Here is a 24,217-nt window from a genome sequence, read left to right as displayed (position 1 = left end):
GCGCAACCCTTTCGATCAGGATGATTGTATTGAAATATGTTGTAGGTCAATATGATTCGACAAGCGTGATTTGACTTGCCCAGCGTGGCCCGCATAGATTGCATCCACCATCCAGAGTGGCTGAGAGACCTGGCTCGATGATGCCGCAGCAACCCGCTACCTAACCGCAGTGTGGGTGCTACCGCCAGGACCGATGGAGGACACATGACTGTATTTGCCGTGGGTATCGAACTGGACGGCGAGGGCACTCACCCCGCTGCCTGGCGCCGAAGCTCACACCGCCCGGACCAGCTGCTCACGGGCAAAGCCGTGCGCGATCGCGTCGCGGCTGCCGAGAATGCCGGCTTCACGTTCGCGACGTTCGACGATTCCATCCTCCCCCCGAGTGGTGACGTCGTCGGCCGCATCGATGCCGTCTCGAGGGCGTCGTACGTGGCGGCGACAACCAGCACGATCGGGCTGGTCCCCGTCGTCGGGACCACGTACGCCGAACCGTTTCATACGTCCTCGCAATTGGCGACGTTGGACTACTCCTCGCGTGGGCGTGGCGGCTGGCTTGCTGTTCCGGTCGAAGACGATGCCGCGGCGAGGGCGTGGGGGAGGGCTCCGGTAACAACGGAGTCGGCGCGTCAGCAAGAGCAGCGGGATTCGGTCACCGTTGTGACCGATCTCTGGGACTCGTGGGAGGACGACGCCGTCGTTCGTGACTATCTCAGTGGGCGTTTCCTCGAACGTGATCGTCTGCATTACGTCAATTTCGAGGGCGACACGTTCTCGGTGAAGGGGCCGGCAATCGTTCCGCGGCCGCCTCAAGGCCAGTTGGTGGTGTTCGGCCGCTACGGCGAAATCGATCCACGCCAGCCGGATGTTGTTCTCGTTTCGGGTGATTCGGTGGAGACCATTGCACAGTCGGCTGCCAAGGCGCGCGATGAGGGCGCGTCATTGGTGGTCGCCGAGCTCGATGTGGCATTCGATACGCCGAATCTGTCTGCGGCGCAGCGGAGGACCGAGCTGAACTCGTACGGGAATGCCGTCGTCACCGGCCGACTGCTCCTGGCTGCAGATCCGGGGGAAGCGGCCGTGGTTCTGAAGGAATTGGCCGGACACCTCGACGGTGTTCATTTCCATGCTCTCGTGATCGACGAGGACCTTCCGGTGCTGGCCAAATTCGTGCTTCCGACGCTGTCCAAGGCCGGGTTGACGCGACGCCCGGTTCCGGGATCGACCCTGAGGGGCAACCTCGGTCTGCAGCGGCCCTCAAATCGATTCGCCCACTCCTCCTGACTTGACTTCGCGCTAAGGATATTTCGGCCATGACTGCATCACGCTCCGCCGTACCTCGACCCGACGCTCACGTTCACTTCGGTGTCTTCTTCCAGGGGGTCAACCACACCACCATCTGGTCCGATTCCGCGAGCGGATCCCAGATCGACTTCGAGACGTTTAGGCGGTTGGTACTCACCGCCGAGCGAGGTCTGTTCGACGCCTTCTTCCTCGGTGAAGGCCTGCGGCTTCGGGAACAGAACGGCAAGATTCTCGATCTGGATATCGCCGGCCGACCCGACGCCATTGCGCAGTTGGCCGCCCTCGCCGGTATCACCGACAAGATCGGGTTGGTCGCGACACAGAACACCACGTACAACGAACCGGCCGACCTTGCGCGTCGACTCTCCGGCCTCGACCTACTTTCCGACGGACGGGCCGGCTGGAATGCGGTGACCACCGACAACGCGTGGACGGGAGAGAACTTCCGTCGCGGTGGTTTCCTCGACCACTCCCTGCGCTACGAGCGTGCCGGGCAGTTCATCGAAACCGCGCGGGCACTGTGGGATTCGTGGGCCGACGACGCGATCTCGGATTCTCGCACGTCCGAGAACTGGTCTACTCCGGGTGCCGTCGGCGACGTGCGCAGGCAGACTTCACAGTTCGACATCTCCGTGACGCCGACGCTTCCCCGAAGCCGCCAGGGGCATCCGGTCATCTTCCAAGCGGGTGATTCCCCGAGTGGACGCGATTTCGCGGCGACCCATGCCGACGTCATCTTCTCGCGACACGGGACTCATTTCGACGGCGCGCTCGACTTCGCCGACGACATTCGGGCTCGGTTGCGTGAAGCCGGGCGACCGGAGGACGACGTCAAGATCTTGCCCAGCACGCAGATCGTGTTGGCGGAGAACGAGTCCGAAGTCGAGGAGAAGGCACGGTGGGTCCTCGAAGGCCAGTTCACCGGTCAGACTGCCCTCTCTCTCGTCGGACTGGTGTGGGGTAAGGACCTTTCCGATCGAGACCCCGACGGTCCACTCCCCGAGGAAGATCCGGTTGCCCGCCCGGTTTCGGAGACGCGCGGTTCCGCGCGGGACGGCAACGACCCCATTGCGATCGCACGTGAATGGCGTGCTCTTGCCGAGGCAAAGAATCTGTCCCTACGTCAGGTCGCTATCGAGACCTCGCAGCGTTCGGGTTTTGCGGGCACTCCGGGGCAGGTCGCAGATCAGTTGGTCCATTGGGTGCGCAACGGAGCTTCGGACGGCTTCAACATCTCGCCGTACCTGGTGCCGACCGGGCTCGACGAGATCGTCGACTGGTTGATCCCGGAACTGCAGGAGCGTGGGGCGTACCGCACCGAGTACTCCACGTCGACGCTGCGAGAGCACTTGGGGTTGCGACCGCCGCTCACGCGTCGGGCCACGTCTGAAGCTGCGGGGTAACGGGTCCTGTCCCACACGGTCACAGCGGCGGCCGAATCCACCAAGCTCGATTCGGCCGTCCGCTGGGAGATCATCGTCTGCGTAGCCGCGGGCTTCACCACTCTTCTCGATTCGGCGGTGCTCGGAATCGGGGTTCCGTCGATCCGGGCGTCGTTGGGCGCGTCGACCTCCGAGGTGCAGTGGATCCTTGCGAGCTATTCGCTGACTTTCGGCTTGGCCCTTGTGCCGGCGGGCCGACTCGGTGACGTCGTCGGGCGTCGACGCTTGTTCTTGGCGGGCCTGAGCATTTTCGCGGTGATGGGAATCCTCGGAGCGTGTGCGTCGGATCCGTCGATGATCGTGTTGGCTCGTCTTGGGCAGGGGATCGGCGCAGGCACCATCAGTTCGCAGGTGCTCGGCATCATCACCGACCGGGTGTCCGGAAAGGCTCGGGCGAAGGCGTTGGGCGCGTACAGCACCGCGGGTGGTCTGGCCGGCGTTTCCGGACCGATCCTCGGTGGCGTTCTGCTGAAGTATTCCGACGCCGACTTCGGATGGCGGTTGCTTCTCGTTCTCAACGTGCCGTTTGCCGTGATCACTCTGATTCTGGCGTTTCGCTTTCTGCGCCGTGATCGAACTACCCGATCGGGCGCGTCGATCGATCCGGTTGGGCTGTGTCTGCTGGCGACTACGACCGGGCTCCTGTTGTGGCCCATCGTGACCCGAACCAGTGTCACTGTGGCTGCGGCTTTCCTGATCGGTGCGTTCGGCGCTGCCGTTGCCTTCTGGTTCTGGGAACGTCGGTACGCCGAGCGCGGCGGGACGCCGGTACTGCTTCCGTCGTTGATCGCCTCGAGGGGCTTCCGGTTGGGTACGACGGTTGCACTCTTCTGGTTCGGATCCATCCTCGCCGTCAACGCGGTGCTCAGCCTCTATCTGATCGAGGGTTTGGGCTTCGCCCCGCTGAGTGCGGCGTTGATCATGACCGGTAGCTCACTCGCGATGGCATTGACGTCGGCTTTCGGATGGCGGCTGGTTGCCAGGTTCGGCCGAAGTGCAGTGGTTTTTGCCATAGTCGGCGAGATCCTTGTCATCCTCGGGTACATCGCGGCGGTCAATCTGATTCCGCGGGAACATCTGATCCCGGTGCTGGTGGTCCTGGCGGTGTTGTCGGGAGTTGCCAGCGGTTTGGTCGACGCGCCCAATCGGGTGCTGACTCTCGAATATGCACCGCCGGGCGCGAACGGTGTTGCGGCGGGTTTCCTTCAACTGTCTCAGCGCCTGTCAGCGACCATCTCGCTGGCCGCGGTATCGGGATTGTATCTCGGTGTGCTCGGATCGTCGCCCGACGGATACGGACGTGCGTTCGGGATCGCGCTTGCCGTCTGCGTGGTCATGTTGACGCTCTCGTTGGCGGGAGCGGTGGCAGACCGACGCCGGCGAAGGACGTGACCTGGTATTTCGTGGGTCTACATGGACCTCGGGAGGCCGAGCCCGTGTGACTCATGGGACTTGTGTTACCCATGGGTTAGGAGTCGTGGGACGATACTTGTGTGGTGACCGGTCGCAGTGAAGACAAGCCCAACGGTCGCGGGAGTGGAGAGCCAGTTAACTCACCCCGTGGAGCGTCGGACAAACGTGACCGCACATCGACACCCTTCCGCGCTCGAACGGCGATGTGGACGAATCGGCCACTGTTCGATTTCCATATGATCGTCGGTCTGGTCGTGCTGATCGTCGCGTTCGGACTGCTGATGGTGCTGTCGTCTTCGGGCGTCGAATCCTATGTTCTGTCCGGGACGTCCTACGCCCGCTTCTGGCCGCAGTGCATGTTCGCAGCGATCGGTTTGGTGATGTTCGTGGCGGTCGTGCGGTTGCCGACCGAAACGATGCGTAGAGCCTCACCATGGCTGCTGATCCTGTGTCTTGTTCTGCTTGTCCTGGTGCTGATTCCAGGTATCGGCTCGGAACAGATGGGTGCTCGCAGCTGGTTCGTGATCGCGGGCATTTCCTTCCAGCCGTCGGAGCTGGCCAAACTTGCTCTGGCGATCTGGTCCGCAGCGACGGTTGCGTCGTTCATGAAGGCGCGGATGGACGTCAACCGCGCGCTGCCGGTGATCGGCGGTACGACGTTGCTGGTTCTGGTTCTGGTGGTGTTGGAGAAGGACCTCGGAACCACCATCACCATCGGCATCATCTTCATGTCGGTGCTGTGGTTCGGGCTGTTCCGGATGAAGACATTCATCAGCCTCACACTCGGTTCCGCAGTCGCATTTCTCGTGCTCGGGCTTACTGCTGGTTACCGCTCGGATCGCATCAAGGCTTTCCTCAATCCTGATCTCGACCCGCAGGGTTTGAACTTCCAGAGCACTCAGGCCAAGTACGCACTGGCGAACGGAGGCATCTTCGGGCGCGGTCTAGGACAGTCCGACGCCAAATGGAGCTATCTCCCGCAGGCGCACAACGACTTCATTTTTGCCGTGATCGGTGAAGAGTTGGGTCTGGTCGGCGCGCTGATCGTCGTCGCTCTCTTTGCCGCGGTTCTGATCGTCGGGCTGCGGATCGCGAAACGGTCCACTGATCCGTTCCTCAAAGTCATGACAGCGACGGCAACGACGTTGATCGTCGTGCAGGCGTTCATCAACATCGCCTACGTCGTCGGCCTGATTCCGGTGACCGGTCTGCAACTACCGCTCATCTCGGCGGGCGGAACGTCGATGATCACCACCCTGCTGATGTTCGGGCTCATCGCGCACGCAGCCTTCCGTGAGCCCGAGGCTGTCGCCTCGGCCGAGAGCAGCGGTCGCGGTTGGATACCGCTGGTCTTCGGCAAGCCTCGGTTCGGCATTGCCAAGAAGCCACAGACCGATCGACGGAGGCCGCCAGCTCGCCGCGCCCAGCCTGCTCCAACTGGGCAACGCCGACCGGAACGACGGGCACCACAACCCGACAGACGCCGGACTCCAGCTCCGGGCCGACGCGCACCCTCTCGCGACTGGTCGGAAGATCCACGTAGACGCGGCCGATCCGATCGGCCGCGGCGCGCTTCCTGATCTGGGCCAGTTCCACTGGCGGGCAGTTCGGAAGCGGGCAGTCATGCACCCGACAATTGCGTTGGGCGGCTACATTGGGAGTCGGCAAAACGACGTCTAATAAGGGTTGTGGACATGGCAGGTGGCGACAAGGCAGACCAGTCGGTGGTCGAACGTAGCTCGGTGACCGGACGTCGTACGACGCCGTCGCAGCGAGCGCGTTTTCGCCGGATTGTCGACGCCGCAATGGAATCCGCCTCCGAAGGCGGCTACGACGCGGTGCAGATGCGATCGGTGGCCGATCGCGCCGGCGTCGCGATCGGCACTGTTTACCGGTATTTCCCGTCCAAGAACCACATGCTTGTCGTCGCATTGTTGTGGATGTTCGAGGGTTTGCGTGACAGATTCCAAGACTTTGTAATCCCGGGCGAGACTCCGTCGGACCGGATTCTGTTTGTGCTGCGCAAGAATACGGAGGTCCTCGAGACCGATCACCTCCGTTACGAAGCGTTGGTTCGGGCGTACATGTTCGCGGACGCGTCGGCGACCCCGGAACTCAACGCGCTCGGTGGGGTCGTGACCGAGATGTTCGCGAAGGCGATCGGTGTCGAGGAAGTCTCGCAGCAGCAGTTGGACGCGGTGAAGGTGATCGACGACGTCTGGATGTCGAGTCTCGTCTCGTGGGTTGCGGGCCGGATGACGACGGACGAGGTGATGGCGCACCTGGAACTTGCCGTGCGACTGGTCTTTCGCAAGTTGGGCGGATAGCGCTCAGACGGTGTAGCCACCGTCGACGTTGAGCTTCTGACCGCTGATGAATCCGGCCGCGTCGCTTGCGAGGAAACATACTGCTTCGGCGATGTCGGCAGCTGATCCGAAGCGCTTCAACGGGATTCGGCTCATCGTCACGTCGAGCGCGCCCTGGTCGAGTTCGGCGGAGCTGATCAGGCGCTCCGCCATTCCGTCCGTCAACATGCCTGGTCCGACAGCGTTGAACCGGACGCCGTAGCGTCCTTCCTCTGCGGCGAATCCGCGAACAAGTTGTTCGACAGCCCCTTTGGTGCCTGCGGAGAGTCCGTCGCGCACGGGAAAGCGATCCGTTGCCGCGGTTGTCACCGCCACCACCGAACCCGAGGATGCACGCAGCGCAGGCAGGGCGGTGTGGACGAGGGTGAAGAACGCCGCGGCCTCCTGGTTGAGTTGTTCGGTGAAGAACGCCGGCGTCACACGTGAGAGGTGCGTCATCGGGACGTGCGGTCCCGCAGCGTGGACGAGGGTCGTCAATGCGCCCAGATCACTGACCGCATCGTTGACGGCGGCGCTGATCGACAACTCGTCGGTCAAGTCGAGCGAGTACGAGTGGGCGCGCACACCATGCGCTCGAATCTGCTCGCTCAGTTGCTCGGCAGCGCCCTTGTTGTTTCGGTAGGTGAAGGCGACGTCGTGTCCGCGTTCGGCGAGGGTCAGGGCGATCGCCGACCCGATTCCACCGGTTCCGCCGCTGACAAAAGCGGTGCGTACTGCGCTCACAATGCCTCCAGGTGTCTGCCGATTCCAAACCTAACAAATGCTTGGTTGGGGTGCCAATCGGAATATATCAGTGCGCGAAGGACAGGCTCAGATTGCTATCGCAACCGGACTGATCGTCCTAATCTGTTGCCATGTCCGGAGACAGTGTGCAGTTGACCGACGGGGTGCCCGGTGGGGAATCGGAACCTCACGCACCGAGTTTGAACAATCGCCTGAACTGGCTGCGTGCAGGTGTTCTGGGTGCAAACGACGGAATCGTCTCGACCGCAGGCCTCGTGGTCGGTGTTGCTGCAGCCACAACCGAGCGCTCAGCAATCTTCACAGCGGGTTTTGCTGGTCTGGTTGCCGGCGCTGTGTCCATGGCGCTGGGTGAGTACGTCTCGGTCAGCGCTCAGCGAGACACCGAACGCGCACTCCTGCAGAAGGAGAAGAAGGAACTCCTCGAGACCCCGGAGGCTGAACTTCAGGAACTGACCGAGATCTACGAGAACAAGGGATTGAGTCCGGAGACGGCCCGCCGCGTCGCCGAAGAATTGACCGAGCACGATGCTTTCGCGGCACACGTCGAAGTCGAATTGGGTATCGACCCGGATGATCTCACCAATCCATGGCATGCGGCGATTTCGTCGGCAATCTCGTTCACGATCGGCGCGGCGATCCCGTTGGTCGCAATCCTGTTGCCGCCGACCGGTATCCGCGTCCCCATCGCATTTTTCGCGGTGCTGATCGCACTTGCGCTGACCGGGACGATCAGCGCGACGCTCGGCGGAGCTCGCAAGACCAGAGCGGTGCTACGCGTGGTGATCGGTGGCGCGCTGGCGATGGCCGTGACGTACGGAGTAGGTCAGTTGGTGGGCACGGGTCTCGCCTGACCCCTGCTGTGCGCCTTTATTAACCGCGGGGGGTTAATAAAGGCGCACAGCAATTCAGGCGCGACAGACCATGACCGGCCCTGGCGCATGGTGCAGCAGATTCTGGCTGGTGGAGCCCATCACGGCGCCCGCCATCGCACTGCGGCCGTGACTTCCGACAACTATCAACTGTGCGTCGTCGGCGTATTTGAGCATGACGGGAGCAGCGGCACCGGGTTCACTGATGCGGGTGACCGGCACGTCCGGGTACTGGTCGGCCATACCGGCTAGATTTTCCGCCAGTAGCGCCGATTCCTCCTGCTCGACAGCCTCCCAGTCGATCAGGATTCCCGCTCCGCCTTCGCGGAAGGTGGACGAGCCCTGCCAGGTGTGGACCGCGATGAGCGGCGCGTCGAACTGATCGGCATAACGAAACGCGTACTCGACGGCCTTCTTGCTCAACGCGCTTCCGTCGACTCCGACGATGACGGGACGCTGATCCGGACCGGGATTCTCCGCCGAACCACGCCACACGGTGACCGGACAGGTTGCATGATTGGCCACCTTCAGTGCGGTCGATCCGAGCAGCCGTGAGCGCAGTGCACCCGATCCGGTCGACCCCATCACGATCAGGCGTGCGGTACCCGAGGATTCGAGGATATGCGTCGACGCCGGTCCTGGCGCGATCTCGGATTCGATGGTCAGTTCGGGGAATTCGGCCGAAATCACCGTGGCGGCGGCATCGACGATCGCTTCGCCGTCTTCGCGGATCTGGCTGAGGAACTGTGACTGCAACATCACTGCAGCGGGACTGTAGATCGGGCCCTCTTGCGGCAGGGCGTGCGCCAGAATCAGTCGTGAGTTCACCGCGTTCGCGACGGAGGCCGCCCACCGGGCCGCCGCCGTCGAGGCCTCGGATCCGTCGATACCGGCGACGACATCCTGGTGTCCTGCAAGTGTGTTCATGTCTACTCCCTCTGAAATGATCGAGATCGGTCGACTGGTTACAGCGACGTCACCAGAGTGACGATGCTGACTTCACGGCTTCCTTCCACGTCTTGCGTAGCAGGGTCGATTGCCCGTCGGCTATTTCCAGTTCTCGTCGGTAGGCCATGCCCAATCCGAAACTGGTGAGCGAGGTATGCTCCTGCTCGGCTGCCATTGCAAGTAGATGATGTTGGGCGACAACGGAATCCTGGTGCTCGCCGAGAACATCCTGGAAGTGGCTGAAATGCTTCAGTGCACGCTTCGCTCGGCTCTTCGACACGGGTTCCATGACCTCGATCGCGTACTTCATCCGCTTGGCTCCCTTGCGGGCGCGGTGCATTCGCTCGTCACGCTCGGTGCGGCTATCGGCATCGAAGACGTGATCGACCCGCTTACCGACCTTGTGTGCCAGGTGCCGCAGGGTATGGGCCAACTCTCGTGCCGATGCCTTCTTTCCGACGCGGTGGGTGGCGGTGTCGAATTCGAGGTCGCCGACGTACTCGTCGAGGCGATCGAGCAGCGTGGTGTATCGCTCGGAATCGAGCGCCTCGAGGGCTGTTTCCTGGGCGGTTTCACCACGTGCAGAGAAGAACTCGTCGATTCGAGCTCGCACAGCTTCTCGCTCGGGCATCTCGTCGATTTCGCCGAGGCGTTCCACAAGACGCTCCCACTGGACCTCGACGTCGCGGGCGTCACCGAACTTTCCACCGATCCACCGCAGATCCGTGATGAGATCGTCGGTCTTGGGGGAGTGGCCGGCGTACGACTGCAGAGCGCTGCGGATGCGACGTGCCGCAACCCGGAAGTCGTGAACGGCTTCGTCGTCGGCCCGACGCGTGCCGAGATCCGCGGCGACCAGTGCGCGCAATTGTTCGATGAGGTAATTACGCAACAAGATCCGCGGATTCGACGCCTTGCCCGAGGTGACCTCGTGACCGGCGTACGGTGTGACCGACGTGCCCAGTGCTCGTTTGAGTTTGGACGGACTCGCAGAGCGCTCCAGCCCGGCGTCCAGTAGAACCGACTCGATTGCATCGGCCAGCTCTTGCCCGCCTGCGCCTTGTTCGACCTCGACTTCCTGCCACGTCGACTCTCCGGAACCGTCTGCCTTGCAGGCGATGACGGTGTCGGAGACCACTTCGGCAAGCAGCACACCGTTTTCGCCGTTGAGCCTGGTGCGCTCCCGATCGGTGATGATCAGGGCGACCGGCACCAGATCGTGACCGCGAATGATCGCCCGGATCAGACTCGACAGCGGCGAGGGCACATCGGTGCTCTCGTCCGGGGGAAGTTGGATTTCGGTTCGAGTGTCCTGGCCTGCGGGAAGTTTCATGTGCCACCCCGCGTCGTCGCCACCCTCACGCTTGCGCAGCGTGATCTTCTCGGCCAGCAACCGGTAGTCCGCGGTGTCGAAGTAGGTGGCAGAGAGCTGTATCGAGTCGTGGACCGGTTCGCCGACAACACCGGGAAGTCCGCCCAAGGCGGGAACTTCCTGCTCGGCCGGCGCCTCGTACTTGCGCTCGATCTCCCGTACGGCTTCGGGTACGACGGCGGTCTTGCTCATCTGGTCTCCTCTTGCGGTGCGGTCTGCGCTTCCATCCTCCCGGTATCGGAGGCGCAGTGGAAGGGTCCGGGGTCCCTACGGCGAGTCGCCACGGCCTGATTCGTCCGGCCAGGACAGGGTCCGCCGACTTTCGAACCGTTGCAGCCGGCCGGTCTTCGGATCCTCGAACTCGAGAACCTTCGACAGCAGGCGCAGCGGGTTCGAATAATCTTCTGCGGCAACGTCGTAGAAGTCGGGATAGAAGTTGTCGCCGTGGATCGGGAGCCCGAGCGAGTTCATGTGCAGCCGAAGTTGATGGGTCTTGCCGGTATGGGGAGTCAACCGGTACCGCGCGAAGCCGTCTCGCGTTTCGATCAGTTCGATCCGCGACTCGCTGTTGGGTTCGCCCTCGATCTCCGCGGCCTTGAGCACGCCGCGTTCTTTCACGATGCGACTACGCACGACCACGGGGGTGCTCACCTGAGCGTCGTGACGCGCGATGGCCTCGTACTCCTTGGCGACGCGGCGCTCGGCGAACATGGTCTGGTAGTCGCGCCGGGCCGCCTGATGCACGGTGAACAGCAGCAGTCCCGCCGTGACGCGGTCGAGGCGATGAGCTGGACTCAGCTCCGGTAGTTCGAGGTCCCGACGCAAGCGGACCAACGCCGATTCGGCGATGTATCGCCCGCGCGGGGTGCTCGCCAGGAAATGCGGTTTGTCCACGACCAAGATGTTCTCGTCCCGATAGAGGATGTCGATCTCGAACGGCACCCGCGTTTCGACGGGAGGGTCGCGGTACAGGTAGACGAACCGCCGGGGAGCAAAAGCGCTCGTCTCGGTGATTCCGACACCCTTCTCGTCGACGACCTCCCCGGCTGCGACCTTCTCCCGCAATCGGACGGCGTCCTGGGGGAACCGTTCGAGCAGGTAGTCGAGCGTCGTCGTCCACATGCCGTCGTCTGGCTGACGGATGCGACTCGGGTTCAGGCCGTCGCGGACGGGAAGCGGTGATCGTGACACATCTTCAAAGCTAGCCGTCCGGTCGGCATTCAGACCTATTGACGACATATGGGACGGAAGTTACTATCCGGTAAGTTCGTGACACCGGTCACTGTCGTGGGGGCAGGGCTGGGTCATCACAACAGAAAATTGGAGTTTTCGTGAGGACACGACTTCTACGTCGAAGGTCGACAACGATTGCGGTGGGGCTGTGCGTCGTGGGATTGGCGGTGCCGAGCGCCGTCGCTTCTGCGGATCCGACGGGAGGGTCGGACGGGCAGGCCTGGCTCGCGGCAACGGAGGCGACGCCGCAGTATCCGGGGGTCTCGATCGAGTGGGACGTGCCCATCACGATGAGTGACGGCACAGTTCTGCAAGCGAATGTGTACCGACCGGCGGATGCATCCGGGCGGGCCGTGGAATCGAAGACGCCATCGGTCCTCAACATCACGCCGTACACGAAACTGCTGGACACACTGGTGGATTCAGCTCTGTCGATCCCGCAGGTCGGTGAGACGCTGATGGACGTTGCGAACTCGCTCGACCTCGCGGCGCCGTTCGACGGCGTGTCGGAGTTGACGGGCGTCATCGCCGGCGGAGGCGCCAGGGTTCTCGGCGTCAACCGTGATCTGGTCCAGAACGGATACACGCAGGTAGTGGTCGACGCACGTGGAACCGGCTTCTCCCAAGGTAATTGGGACGTGCTCGGTAAGCGCGAGCAACAGGATTCGGTCGAGGTCATCGACTGGATGAGCAAGCAGGGGTGGTCCGACGGGAAAGTAGGGATGGCGGGCATCTCGTACTCCGCGATCAATTCGGTGCAGGCGGCGAGCAACAATCCACCTGCACTGAAGGCGATCTTCCCGGTCGAACCTGGCAACGATCTGCTGCGCGACATCGTCGGAACCGGTGGCGGCCTCGGAGTCGGGTTCATGCCGTTGTGGTTGACCGCGGTCAACGGGCTCAAACTCATCCCGAACGTTCAGGACATCCTGCAAGGAAACTTCGATCCCCTGTGGTTGGCGAGCCGCCTCGAGGATCCGGGAACGCTGATTCCCGAACTGGTGCAAGCGATGACGGCTCAGAGAATCGAGGACGTGTCGCCGTCGACTCTGCAAGTCGCGCAAGACGGGCAGTTCTATCAGGACCGAGCCGCTGACGTCGGCAACATCGCCGTTCCGACGATGGTCTACGGCGGTTGGCACGACATCTTCGCCAACAGTGAGCCGCGGATCTACAACGGAATCGATCTGCCGCCCGGGCAGAAGCAGTTGATCATGGGGAACGGCTATCACGTCACTCCCGGTGGAGGATTCGGCAAGGACGGTGCGCCGCCGCGCCTCGACGTGCTCGAACGTGCGTGGTTCGACAAGTGGCTCAAGGGCATCGACAACGGAATCGATCGTTACGGTCCGGTGACGATGTTCCAGCAAGGCGGCGGATGGATCACGGACGATCAGTTCCCGCGAGCCGGTGCGAGCTACGAACGTATGTATCTGAACTCTGCGCCCAGCGGTACTGCCGCCCACGCATCGTATGACGGTTCGCTGACGAATGACCCGCCCAGTGCCGCAGCGCGATTGACAGTCGCACCAGGACTGCGAGGCTTCTGCTCCGGTGACGGAACTCAGGGAACTGCCGGGATCTCCGTGGTGCTCGGTGCGACGTGTTCCAAGGATTCCCGATTCCAGGAAGCGGAGGGCCTGACGTTCACCGGTGAGGCAGTGACGGAGCCGACCTCACTCTCGGGCCCGATCAACGTCCACCTCGAGACCGTCCTGGACGCGACGGACGGATTCTGGGCAGCGACGGTCAACGACGTAGCACCGGACGGAACATCGACACCGATCACGAACGGCGCTCTGACTGCGTCGCTGCGGGCAGTCGACGATTCGAAGAGCACTCGCTCGGCCAACGGTGACTACAGTGAACCGCACCACTATCTGACGATCGACACGCGTCAGCCGGTGGTTCCCGGTGAGGTCACCACCGTCGACATCAACATGCTCCCGACGGACGCAGTGCTGCAACCGGGGCACCGGCTCCGCGTCGACGTCTACGCTGCCAGCGTGCCGCGATACCTGGCGCTCGGCCCGATGCTCGCCGACAGCCAACTCAAACCGCAGCACATCGAGTTGGCTGCAGACCGGCCGAGCTTCGTCAACGTTCCGTTCGTCGGGGGCCGCTGACTCGGATTGGATCGGCGGCGTGAGAACCTGCGGGCTCGCGGACGTTCTGAGAAGATCGTCCGATGACAGAATCCCGACTCTCCGCCGCCGTCCACGATCGTCTGGACGGACTTCTGGATCCGGTGGACGAGCGGCTCGCGGTGCAGTACCCGGGAAACCGTGACGAGATCCAACCCGTGCACACGATTTACGTCAGTGCCGCGGATGCAACCGTCGACACGCCTCGACTCTGGGGTGAGCAGGCGATCGCGCTTCTCGATTCCCATGCTCATGTGTTCGCCGACCTCGACACGGAGAATGCGCTCGCTGATGTGCGAGTTCAACTCGGCCGCAAGCCGGTCCAAGACTTTCGGATCGATTTCGAGGACGGGTACGGACGCCGCAGCGACGAAGAAGAAGACGATGCAGCGACGTCGGCCGGACAGACGCTTGCCGCGCTCAGCGCTGATCCTGCCGGGCCGAACTGGAGTGGCATCAGGTTCAAGGGGTTGCCGGCCGGTGAGCGTCGGCGCTCGATCAGGACGCTCGAGCTTGTGCTCGACGCGGCCGGCGGAGTGCCGGACGGATTTGTCTTCACCGTTCCCAAACTGCGCGCGGTGGAGCAGGTCACGGCGACGGTGTTGCTCTGCGAAGAGCTGGAGAAGGCGCACGGACTCGAGCTCGGTTCGCTTCGGTTCGAGTTGCAGATCGAGAGCCCGCAGGCGGTCATCGCGGCCGACGGAACGGTGGCAGTTGCTCAGGCCATCCATCGTGGTGCCGGTCGTCTGACCGGTTTGCATTACGGTACTTACGATTACAGTGCAGCTTGCGGAATTGCATCGCGTCATCAGTCGCTCGAACATCCGGTGGCAGACCACGCAAAGGCTGTCATGTTGACTGCTGCCGCGCAGACCGGCGTCTGGGTGTGCGACGGGTCGACTCAGGTCGCGCCCGTCGGGAGCGCCACGGCGATCCGCGACGCGATCACTCGGCACCATCGCCTCGTCACGCGGTCCCTGGAACGCGGTTACTACCAGGGGTGGGACATGCACCCCGGGCATCTGGTCACCCGCTGGCTCGCCACGTTCGGCTTCTATCGCAACGCGCTCGGCGCCGCTGCCCCGCGCATCCAGTCGTACTTGGGGCGCCAAGGTGGCGACGTGATGGACGAACCTGCAACTGCCCAGGCGCTCGCAGCGGTGGTACTGCGCGGGCTCGACGCGGGGGCTTATCCGGAATCCGAAGTTCTCCGGCTCGCCCCGAGCGCCGACACCAACGCACTCCGTCACCTCGTAGGACGCACCACACCGATCACAGGAGAACACTGACCGATGACCACCACCGAATTCACCTTGCTGCCCGATCTGGCACTGCGCACCCTCGGCGGAGCCGTCATCTGGGCGAACGACGAGGCGTTTGCCGAGCGTGAGGCCCTGATCCGCCCAGGCAAGGCCGGGTACCAGCCGGCGACGTTCGGTCACAAGGGGCAGGTGTACGACGGTTGGGAGACGCGTCGCCGCCGGGTGGCAGGTCATGACGAGGCGATCGTCCGACTCGGTGTTCCCGGAGTGGTGCGAGGCGTCGTGGTCGACACCGCGTGGTTCAAGGGCAATTACCCGCCCGAGATCTCGGTGGAAGCAATCTCGGTCGACGGGTATCCGGATCCCGCCGACCTGGCCGGATCCGGCGAGTGGACAACCATCGTCGAGCGCTCGACCGTGCACGGTGACTCGGAGAATCCGTTCTCGGTGGCGTCGGAGGAGCGGTGGACGCACGTCAAGCTGACCATTTACCCGGACGGCGGCGTGGCGAGATTCCGTGTTCACGGCGAAGCGCGGCCGGACCCGCGTTTCCTCGATGCCGGGCCGTTGGACCTCGCAGCACTCGAAAACGGTGGCCGCGTGACCGATTGCTCCAACATGTTCTACAGCTCACCGCAGAATATCCTGTTTCCCGGACGCGCTGCTTCGATGGGTGACGGGTGGGAGACCGCCAGGCGCCGCGACAACGGAAACGACTGGGTGCAAGTACAACTCGCGGGTGAAGGCGTGCTGAGTTTCGTCGAGATCGACACCTCGTACTTCCTCGGAAACAGTCCAGGTGAGGGCGCTCTGACCGGGCGGACGTCGGAGGGGGAGTGGATCGAACTGTTGCCGCGCACGACGCTGCGTCCGGATACGCGCCATCGCTTTCCGATCGATTCCGAAGTCCAGGTCACCGATGTTCGCCTGGACATCTTCCCGGACGGTGGCCTGGCGCGGCTGAGAGTCTTCGGCGTACTCACCGACGCTGCTCGCGCTGTGATCTCCGGGCGCTGACGGTAAAGTTGTTGGCATGAGCGACTATCCGCGCGACGACTATCCCCGGGACATGGTGGGGTACGGCCCTCATCCGCCGCATCCGCACTGGCCCGGCGACGCGCGGATAGCGGTTCAGTTCGTGCTCAACTACGAAGAGGGAGCCGAGAACAACGTCCTGGACGGGGACGCGGCTTCGGAAACATTTCTGTCGGAAATGACTCCGGCAGAGGCATTTCCGAATCGACACATGAGCATGGAATCGCTGTACGAGTACGGCTCCCGGGCCGGGTTGTGGCGTGTACTGCGAACCTTCGAGCGGCGAAACCTGCCTCTCACAGTCTTTGCGGTGGCGCGGGCGATGCAGCGTAACCCCGAAGCAGTCAGTGCTTTTCAGGAGTTGGGCCACGAGATCGCGTGCCACGGATTACGTTGGAAGTCTTACCAATCCGTGGACATCGAGCGCGAACGCGCAGACATGGCCGAGGCAGTGCAGATTCTGCGAGATCTGACGGGTTCGGCGCCCCTCGGTTGGTACACCGGGCGCGATTCACCGAACACCCGCGAATTGGTGGTCGAGCACGGCGGCTTCGTCTACGACTCCGATTCGTACGCCGACGATCTGCCGTACTGGGTCGACGTTCCGCGTGGCGCAGAATCGGTGAAGCACCTGGTCGTTCCGTACACCCTTGACACCAACGACATGCGTTTCGCCTCTCCCGCAGGATTTCCCAGCGGTGATCAGTTCTTTGCGCACCTACGCGATGCCTTCGACGTGCTGTATGCGGAGGGGACGGCCGGATCGCCCAAGATGCTCTCGATCGGGTTGCACTGCCGCATAGTCGGCCGCCCTGCCCGTGCGGCCGCTCTCGAGCGATTTCTGGACCACGTGCAGTCACACGAGAAGGTCTGGATCGCGCGGCGCATCGACATCGCCGAGCACTGGAAGACCGCGCACCCCGTTTAGATCACGGTCGGTCGACAAAAGACTTCATTCGAGCAGTCCGGGTACTGGTTCGACTGCCGCGTATTCCGCCATCGAATTCTAGGCCATTGACAACTGGCACGGTTGTGGATGACTCTTTGGAGATGGAGAAACACACAGCAGTCGAAGCGTCTTCAAGGTGAGCCGACCGGTGCCGACCAAGAAACCGACCAAGAACCGCGGATCGAAGGTGTCCCACAATGCCCGCGCAGTGGTGACCGGCGCCGGCAGCGGAATCGGCCGTGCCTTTTCGTTGGAGTTGGCGCGCAGAGGCGGTGAGGTGATCTGCGCGGATATCTCGCTGGAACGGGCCAAGGAAACAGTGGCACTCATCGATGAGATCGGTGGTACCGCGCACGCCGTCAAATGCGATGTGTCAATTCGTGAGCAGGTTCAGGACCTGGCGTTGTTCGCGGAACTCGAACTTGCGGGTCCGCTTTCGCTGGTGATCAACAACGCCGGGGTCGGTATCGGTGGAAAACCTGTGGGCCAGATCGGTTTCGACGATTGGGAGTGGGCACTCGGGATCAATCTGTGGGGTGTCGTGCACGGCTGTGAGATATTCGCTCCACAACTGCGTGCGAGCGGGGCCGGGGGATTCATCAACGTGGCCTCGGCTGCTGGGTTTGCGGCTGCGCCACTGATGGCGCCCTACAACGTCGGTAAAGCCGCCGTGATGTCGCTCTCGGAGACCTTGTCCGCTGAACTTGCCGGTACGGGAGTGCGGGTGACGGTGCTGTGTCCGACCTTCGTCAAGACAAATGTTGCTCTCGACGGCCGAATCACCGCGGAAGCAACACAATTGGCGCAAGCGTTGATGCGGCGAACCGGCTTTTCGCCGGAGCGCATCGCCGTCACCACTCTCGACGCCTACGACAAGGGTCGACTCTACGTGGTGCCGCAGTTCGATGCGAAGGTGATCTGGCGACTCAAACGGTATCTACCCGTTGCATACACCTGGGGCTGTGGAGTTCTCAATCGCTTTGCACCGAAACAGAAGTCGGGTTCATCTGGAACTTCGGCGGCGCCGGAGACGAACTCGCCGAGCACGAAAGGAGCGTGACATGTCCTTCGATTTCGACGGCATGCTGCACAAGATCAAGGACCGCCAATGGGCTCTGGTGGACATCGACTGGGATGCTCCGGGCGCCGAGACGATCAGTCCAGAGCTTCATGCGAAGCTGAAACCGTTCATGTCGGACCTGATGTGGATCGAGAACGTCGGTGCCCGTGGCTTCGCTGCGATGGCTCTCAAGGCGCCGACTGAAACTCTCCGAGACATCTATCGGCATTTCCACGCCGAGGAACAGAAGCACGCCAACGCCGAACTCGCGCTGATGCGTCGTTGGGGAATGCTGGACGGCGACGAGATGCCCGAGCCCAACATCAACGTCAAGCTCGTCATCGACTGGCTGGACAAGCATTCCGACGGTTTGTCGCTCTCGATTCTCGGGACCGTCATACCGATGCTCGAGGTGGCGCTCGACGGAGCCCTGGTCAAGTTCATCATGGACGAGATCGAGGATCCGGTCTGTCAGGCTGTGTTCAAGAAGATCAATGCAGACGAGTCCAGGCATCTGGCGGTCGATTTTGCGGTGATCGAGATGCTCGGGCACTCGACGACGCGCAAGCTCGTTGTCGAAACCGTCGGCGCCTGGATGAATCCGGCGTTGATCATCGGGACACTTCGCTACATCCCGCTGCTGAACAAGATGCGCGACAACATCGTCGACATGGGAGTGAACGAGGAACGGCTCTACACCGCGATGAAGCGATTCAGGAACGTAGGCGAACGGAGTCCGGCCGCGCTCCGCGTCCCGATGTATCGGGTGGTGAAGTGGCACGGCAACATGGTCATCAATCGCAACCATCCCTACCATCTGCTTGCCGATCGGATGGTCAAGGTCACTGGCCGACTTTCCGGCAGCAGGCTCAATTCCGAGCCGACCTGGGCCAAGGAACTTACGTACGAGCCACTCGCATGAGTACTGCCGAGCCACTGTCAGTGGCGATCATCGGTGGAGGTTTCGCAGGAATCGGAGCGGCGATTCGGTTGAAGCAGAACGGTATCGAGGACTTCGTCGTTCTCGAACGCGGCACGGAGGTCGGCGGGACGTGGCGCGACAACACGTATCCGGGAGCTGCGTGCGACATTCCGTCCCGTCTGTACTCGTACAGTTTCGCCCCGAACCCGGACTGGTCGCACACCTACTCGGCCAGCGCGGAGATCCTCGGCTACATCCGAACGATGGTGAAAGAGTTCGGCCTCGAGCCGAAGATTCGGTTTCGGTGCAACGTCACGGGCGTCGAATGGGACGAGCAGACAGGTGTCTGGGCGATCGCGCTCGAGGGCCGTGAAGCGGTCATTGCCCGGACCGTCGTCATGGCGTCCGGTCCGCTGGCGAACGTCAGCTTTCCCGCTGTTCCGGGTTTGGAGAGCTACGAAGGACACAAGATTCACAGTGCTCGCTGGGACCATGACTACGACTTCACCGACAAGCGGGTCGCAGTGATCGGAACCGGAGCCAGTGGCGTCCAGATCGTCCCGGAACTCGTGAAAACTGCACGATCAGTGAAGGTTTTCCAACGAACACCGGGATGGGCATTGCCGAGAGCAAACCTACGCACCCGATCTCGCACGAAGGATCTGTACCGTCGTCATCCGGTCGTCCAGACTCTGGCGCGTCGGGCTTGGTACTGGGGACACGAATCGGTAGCTCTCGGGGTGGTGTGGGAATCCCCGTTGACGAGGGTGGTGGAAACAGTCGGGCGTCTTCATCTGCGCATGCAGGTGAAGGACCCGTGGTTGCGGCGACAACTCACTCCCGACTTTCGGGCAGGGTGCAAGCGGTTGCTGATGACCAGCGAGTATTACCCGGCTCTCCAGCAAGACAATTGCACACTCGTGACCTGGCCGATCGCGAGATTGGCGCCACATGGCATTCGCACGGTCGAAGGGATCGAGCATCAATTCGACTGCATCGTCTTCGCCACCGGCTTCGACGTTTGCAAGACCGGAACACCGGTCCCGATCATCGGCCGGGACGGACGTGTGCTCGCTCAGGAGTGGAAATCCGGGGCGCGTGCGTACAAGAGCATTGCGGTATCCGGTTATCCCAACCTGTATTTCACCTTCGGACCCAACTCGGGTCCGGGGCACAGCTCCGCCCTTGTGTACATGGAAGCGCAACTCGACTATCTCGCCCAAGCGATCAAGATCGTTCTCGAGCGCGACCTCAAGGCACTCGATGTTCGTCAAGATGTCGAAGATGCGTACAACGTCGAGTTGCAGCGTCGGCTGTCGAAGACCACGTGGAACTCGGGATGTTCGAGTTGGTATCTCACCGACGAAGGATTCAATGCCACTATGTTTCCCGGTTTCGCGACCCAGTACGTGAACCAATTGAAATCGGTGGATCTTCGGGACTACACGAGCACGGTGCGCGAGAAAGACACCGCGCAGACCTGATCCCGGGTTCTGATCGGCCTGGTGTTGCCACTAAGTTGGAATCGTGACGACCGACGCGGCAGAGGAGACGAGGCGGTGACCGAGTACCGCATCGACGATCTAGCGCGCGCTGCGGGCACCACCTCGCGGAATGTACGGGCATATCAGGAACGTGGATTGCTTCCTCCGCCGGAGAAGCGTGGGCGGGTAGGCATCTACGGCGACGCGCACCTCGAACGCCTCAAGCTGATCGACACGCTTCTTCAACGAGGTTTCACCACTGCGCATATCGACGACTTCATCACCGGGTGGGAAAGCGGGAAAGACCTGACAGAGGTGCTGGGTCTGCAGCACGCGGTCACCGAACCATGGTCCCGCAGCGACACCGTGAGTATCGAGATGGCCGTCGTACGCGAGTTTCTCGGGGGAGATGCAGATGGTCAACTGCATCGTCTCGTAGATCTCGGACTGGTACAGATCGAAGGAGAGAACTGCGTTTTCACCGATCCTGCTTTGCTCAGCGGATTTTCGAGTCTCCTCGACTACGGTTTCACTCTCGATCAACTGGTCGATGTGCACGAAAAGCTTCACAACGCTGTGGACGGGATCGCCAAAGACCTGATTCAGGCGGCAAAGGATCGCATCGTCGATCAGCACGGGGTCGGTTGGCTCCCGGAGGGCGACGAGGTTGCCGGAACAGCCGAGATGCTCCAGACGATGCGTGAACTCGGTGTGGCGTCGGTACATTCGGCACTGGCCCGGGCACTCGACGCGAACCTTCAGCGTGAACTCGGCGACTATCTTGCCGCTGCGATCGGCTCGCGGAGCGACGCCGACGAGTCCGACTAGCAGCATCGATCACGTTCGGGATGTGCGGCCCGTCGCGGTGCGCTCAGCTCTTGCGTGCCTCGATCAGGAATCGACTCGAGTGCGCGACAAAAGATCCGTCGCGACGGATCTGCTGATCGAGTTCGCGGAGCCGGTCCCGATACTGCGCGACGGTGAATCCCGGAACCATCCAGATCACCTTGCGTAAGAAGTAGACAACGGCGCCGATGTCGAAGAATTCCATGCGCAGACGCTCGAAACGCAGGTCGACGACGGTGAGCCCGGCCTCAATCGCGTCGGCAGTTTCGTCCTCGTGGTGCCGTCCGCGACGAGCCTGCGGCTGAGGACCGAGAAAGTACTCGACCAGTTCGAACACGCTGGCGTGACCCACATGTTGAGCGAAGTACGTTCCTCCCGGTTCGAGTACCCGCGCGATTTCGGTCCACCACACCGTCGCTGGGTGTCGGCTGGTCACCAGGTCGAAAGCCGAATCGGCGAACGGTAGCGGCGGCTCGTCCGGATCGGCGACCACCACCACACCTCGGGGACGCAGAAGGGCGGTGGCCTTGGCGATGTTCGGTGGCCAGGATTCGGTTGCTGCCATCACCGGCGGGAGTGACGGTGCAGCGGCGAGGACTTCGCCGCCGCCGGTCTGGATGTCCAATGCGGCGCCGCCGCGGCCGAGACGTTCACCCATCAGCCTCTGGTACCCCCACGACGGACGCTGCTCCGTGGCGCGTCCGTCGAGCCACGAGAAATCCCACCCGTCGACGGAGGCGGATTCCGCTTCGGCGACAAGTTCGTCGAAACCTCGTGACATGCTCTGTGACTCGCCTTCAGGCGTTCCTTCCGACATCACATCATCATCGTCGCGGAGGGTCGACGGTGCCAGTTGTTTACGGCTACTTCGGGGTGGCGCCGAGCATCGGTGCGAGTTGAGTGGCAATCGGGTTCAGGTTGAGCTTGTCCGGGTCCACCTTGGGCTTGCCGTCCCACGGTTGCGAGGTGTTCGGGTCGGCGAACGCGATGCGGTTGGCGCTACGAACTCCCGTTTCGCTGCCCTGAGGTGCCTGGCAGTTGGCGGCAGTGTTCAACGGGAAGTTCTGCGTCGTGTCGTCGAAGTTCGGGTCCTTGCGCTTCATCTCGTCGAGGATCGCCATGGTCCCTTCGTAACCGACGGTGCACGAGAGCGGGTTGTTGGTCTCGAGTACCAAGCCCAGATGTACTGTGCCGTCTCCCGGTGCAACGGTGGGCGCCGCCCCGGCGAGAGCAGGCAGGAAGAGCAGGAAGGGCTGCAGCGAGGGCAGTGTCGGTGCGGCTGCCGCTGCAACGGCGGAGAGGTTGGAGAGGTTGGTCGTGAGCGCGGGGCCGGCTTCGGTGACGAGAGAGCCGACTTGTTCGCTGGCCGGTATGCCGTTGTCGATCACGCGTCGGATGTCGGGGTCGCTGGTGCGCAATTGCGCCGTCAGTGCGTCGAGGTCGGTGCTGAACTGCTTGATCGCCGACGATTGATCGGACTGGGTCGTGAGCACCGTCTGGCTGTCGCGGATCAGTCCGAGGGTCTGGGGAAGGGTGTCGAGGCCCGACTGGGAGATCCCCGACAGCGAGTCGGCAAGTACCTGCAGATCTTCGCCCTTGCCGTTGAATGCCGCGCCGAGTTCTTTCGCGACGGTGTGGAGTGCGTCGACCGGAACGGAGTGCACCAGACCGTTGGCGCTGGTCAAGACATTCTCGATCGGGATCGGCGTGGTTGTGTCGCCCACGGCGATCACCGAGCCGTCTTCGAGGAACGGGCCCTGGTCGGTATCGGGCTGAAGGTCGACGTACTGCTCGCCGATGGCTGAGCGATTGGCCACCACGGCCCGCGCGGATGCGGGAATCTGCGGAGCACTGCTGTCGATCAACAGGTCGACTTCGATTCCGTCGGACGTGAGCGACATGTCACCGACGCGTCCGACGGGTACACCCCGATAGGTCACTTCGGCGTTGGTGAAGATGCCACCGGACGTCGCCAGTTCGGTTTTGACCGTGTATTGGCCGAATCCCAGAAGATTGTCCAGCCGTACGTATTTCGCTCCGACATAGATCAAGCCCAGGAGTGCAACCACGACGAGGGCGACCAGCTGCCATTTGGCGAGCTTCGACATCACCATGAGGTGAGGACCCTGAACTGATGCGGTGTGTTCATGGTTCGACTCCCGAATGACAAGCCGGGTACGGCTGGTGTTGAGCGAATTGTGTTCACCCACGGACGTTCTGAGGTGAACCGGAAACTTCCGGCAATTCGTTGTTGGCGATAACTATAAACAAGTCGTCACAGATAGAAAGTCGGCGCTGAGATTTCCGCAGGTCGTCGAAACGTAAGTGTCGCAGCTCACTTCGAATGCTTCGATGTGATGCAGACGGCTTTCGGTCCGGATCGGGCTTGACTTCGTCAAACATATCCACAAAAGTAGATGCGTTCCGGTTGTCGTGCAGAGGGGTGTGGTCCATGGATGCTTTGGCGATCTTCAAGGCGCTGTCCAACCCGACTCGCCTGCAGATCATGGAGTGGCTCGCGCATCCGGCGAAGTATTTCGACGAGGACTCGTATACGCAGCAGGATCTCGGGTTTCACATCGGAGTCTGTGTCGGTGACATCCAGGGGCGATCGGGACTTGCCCAGTCGGTGATCTCGGGGTACCTGCAGGGCATGAAAGACGTGGGTCTGCTCGAGTCCGAGCGCATCGGGAAGTGGACGTATTACCGACGAAACGAATCCGTGATCGGCGAGTTCAGGGAATTCGTTCGCGAAAAGCTGTAGCGGCCGAATTGCCCTCGTCGGCCTGTTTGTTCAACCAAATATATCTACATATCTAGATA

At 62.3% G+C, this 24,217-nt stretch carries 21 protein-coding genes and 1 riboswitch; of the genes, 15 read left to right on the top strand and 6 right to left on the bottom strand.

Features of this window, described 5'->3' with window-relative positions:
* Positions 1–104 precede the first annotated feature (104 nt).
* Positions 105–200: riboswitch (SAM riboswitch) on the top strand.
* Between the two features lie 4 nt (positions 201–204).
* From AOT96_RS04075 to AOT96_RS04055, 5 genes are all read left to right on the top strand, one after another.
* On the top strand, positions 205–1,284 hold the full coding sequence (locus tag AOT96_RS04075) for an LLM class flavin-dependent oxidoreductase (protein WP_050654776.1): 1,080 nt from the start codon (positions 205–207) through the stop codon (positions 1,282–1,284).
* 29 nt (positions 1,285–1,313) lie between these two features.
* On the top strand, positions 1,314–2,708 hold the full coding sequence (locus AOT96_RS04070; protein ID WP_065351335.1) for an NtaA/DmoA family FMN-dependent monooxygenase: 1,395 nt from the start codon (positions 1,314–1,316) through the stop codon (positions 2,706–2,708).
* Positions 2,709–2,825: 117 nt separating this feature from the next.
* On the top strand, positions 2,826–4,139 hold the full coding sequence (locus tag AOT96_RS04065; protein ID WP_020970589.1) for an MFS transporter: 1,314 nt from the start codon (positions 2,826–2,828) through the stop codon (positions 4,137–4,139).
* A gap of 224 nt (positions 4,140–4,363) precedes the next feature.
* Positions 4,364–5,740, top strand: a complete 1,377-nt coding sequence (gene ftsW / locus AOT96_RS04060) for a putative lipid II flippase FtsW (RefSeq protein ID WP_064687643.1) — start codon at positions 4,364–4,366, stop codon at positions 5,738–5,740.
* Between the two features lie 114 nt (positions 5,741–5,854).
* Positions 5,855–6,487, top strand: coding sequence for a TetR family transcriptional regulator (locus tag AOT96_RS04055; protein WP_007733896.1), 633 nt, complete (start codon positions 5,855–5,857; stop codon positions 6,485–6,487).
* A 3-nt stretch (positions 6,488–6,490) separates the two neighbouring features.
* Here the strand turns inward: AOT96_RS04055 and AOT96_RS04050 are convergent, their stop codons facing one another.
* A complete protein-coding gene (locus AOT96_RS04050) occupies positions 6,491–7,249 on the bottom strand; it encodes an SDR family NAD(P)-dependent oxidoreductase (protein ID WP_042451355.1) in 759 nt (252 codons plus the stop codon).
* 131 nt (positions 7,250–7,380) lie between these two features.
* Between AOT96_RS04050 and AOT96_RS04045 the strand changes: the two genes are divergently transcribed.
* Positions 7,381–8,121 (top strand): VIT1/CCC1 transporter family protein, encoded by a 741-nt coding sequence (locus tag AOT96_RS04045; protein ID WP_064443809.1) that lies wholly within the window; start codon positions 7,381–7,383, stop codon positions 8,119–8,121.
* 54 nt (positions 8,122–8,175) lie between these two features.
* Here AOT96_RS04045 and AOT96_RS04040 read toward each other — a convergent pair whose 3' ends face one another.
* The 3 genes from AOT96_RS04040 to AOT96_RS04030 form a co-directional block, all read right to left on the bottom strand.
* Positions 8,176–9,066, bottom strand: a complete 891-nt coding sequence (locus tag AOT96_RS04040) for a universal stress protein (RefSeq protein WP_065351334.1) — start codon at positions 9,064–9,066, stop codon at positions 8,176–8,178.
* A gap of 49 nt (positions 9,067–9,115) precedes the next feature.
* The gene (locus AOT96_RS04035; RefSeq protein ID WP_007733905.1) at positions 9,116–10,651 is read right to left on the bottom strand and encodes a CYTH and CHAD domain-containing protein; all 1,536 of its coding nucleotides are present in this window, start codon (positions 10,649–10,651) and stop codon (positions 9,116–9,118) included.
* Between the two features lie 75 nt (positions 10,652–10,726).
* Positions 10,727–11,650 carry a pseudouridine synthase gene (locus AOT96_RS04030; RefSeq protein ID WP_082920604.1) on the bottom strand — a complete coding sequence of 308 codons (924 nt, stop codon included), beginning with the start codon at positions 11,648–11,650 and terminating at the stop codon, positions 10,727–10,729.
* Between the two features lie 140 nt (positions 11,651–11,790).
* On the opposite strand from AOT96_RS04030, the gene AOT96_RS04025 reads away from it, so the two are divergent.
* From AOT96_RS04025 to AOT96_RS03990, 8 genes are all read left to right on the top strand, one after another.
* Positions 11,791–13,818, top strand: coding sequence for a CocE/NonD family hydrolase (locus tag AOT96_RS04025; RefSeq protein WP_065351333.1), 2,028 nt, complete (start codon positions 11,791–11,793; stop codon positions 13,816–13,818).
* Positions 13,819–13,880: 62 nt separating this feature from the next.
* Complete coding sequence (locus AOT96_RS04020) at positions 13,881–15,125, top strand: DUF6986 family protein (protein ID WP_065351332.1); 1,245 nt, start codon at positions 13,881–13,883, stop codon at positions 15,123–15,125.
* A 3-nt stretch (positions 15,126–15,128) separates the two neighbouring features.
* Complete coding sequence (gene alc / locus AOT96_RS04015; protein WP_065351331.1) at positions 15,129–16,115, top strand: allantoicase; 987 nt, start codon at positions 15,129–15,131, stop codon at positions 16,113–16,115.
* Positions 16,116–16,131: 16 nt separating this feature from the next.
* The gene (gene puuE, locus AOT96_RS04010; RefSeq protein WP_003940421.1) at positions 16,132–17,061 is read left to right on the top strand and encodes an allantoinase PuuE; all 930 of its coding nucleotides are present in this window, start codon (positions 16,132–16,134) and stop codon (positions 17,059–17,061) included.
* Between the two features lie 169 nt (positions 17,062–17,230).
* Positions 17,231–18,142, top strand: a complete 912-nt coding sequence (locus AOT96_RS04005) for an SDR family NAD(P)-dependent oxidoreductase (RefSeq protein ID WP_007733918.1) — start codon at positions 17,231–17,233, stop codon at positions 18,140–18,142.
* 1 nt (position 18,143) lies between these two features.
* Positions 18,144–19,064 carry a hypothetical protein gene (locus AOT96_RS04000; protein WP_003939862.1) on the top strand — a complete coding sequence of 307 codons (921 nt, stop codon included), beginning with the start codon at positions 18,144–18,146 and terminating at the stop codon, positions 19,062–19,064.
* A complete protein-coding gene (locus AOT96_RS03995) occupies positions 19,061–20,548 on the top strand; it encodes a flavin-containing monooxygenase (RefSeq protein ID WP_007733920.1) in 1,488 nt (495 codons plus the stop codon). Before AOT96_RS04000 ends, AOT96_RS03995 begins: the two co-directional genes overlap by 4 nt.
* A 75-nt stretch (positions 20,549–20,623) precedes the next feature.
* Positions 20,624–21,376, top strand: a complete 753-nt coding sequence (locus AOT96_RS03990) for a MerR family transcriptional regulator (protein WP_007733922.1) — start codon at positions 20,624–20,626, stop codon at positions 21,374–21,376.
* Positions 21,377–21,419: 43 nt separating this feature from the next.
* Here AOT96_RS03990 and AOT96_RS03985 read toward each other — a convergent pair whose 3' ends face one another.
* The gene (locus AOT96_RS03985; RefSeq protein ID WP_065352761.1) at positions 21,420–22,175 is read right to left on the bottom strand and encodes a class I SAM-dependent methyltransferase; all 756 of its coding nucleotides are present in this window, start codon (positions 22,173–22,175) and stop codon (positions 21,420–21,422) included.
* Positions 22,176–22,257: 82 nt separating this feature from the next.
* A complete protein-coding gene (locus tag AOT96_RS03980; RefSeq protein ID WP_202425829.1) occupies positions 22,258–23,508 on the bottom strand; it encodes an MCE family protein in 1,251 nt (416 codons plus the stop codon).
* A gap of 338 nt (positions 23,509–23,846) precedes the next feature.
* Here AOT96_RS03980 and AOT96_RS03975 point away from each other — a divergent pair, with 338 nt between their 5' ends.
* Entirely contained in the window at positions 23,847–24,158 is a 312-nt protein-coding gene (locus AOT96_RS03975) for an ArsR/SmtB family transcription factor (protein ID WP_007733929.1), read from the top strand.
* Positions 24,159–24,217: the final 59 nt, after the last annotated feature.

The organism is Rhodococcus sp. 008 (genome assembly GCF_001682295.1).
GTDB classification, from domain to species: Bacteria; Actinomycetota; Actinomycetes; order Mycobacteriales; family Mycobacteriaceae; genus Rhodococcus_F; species Rhodococcus_F qingshengii.
The sequence above is the reverse complement of the archived record's forward strand: the minus strand, read 5'-3'. Positions and strand labels throughout refer to the sequence as shown.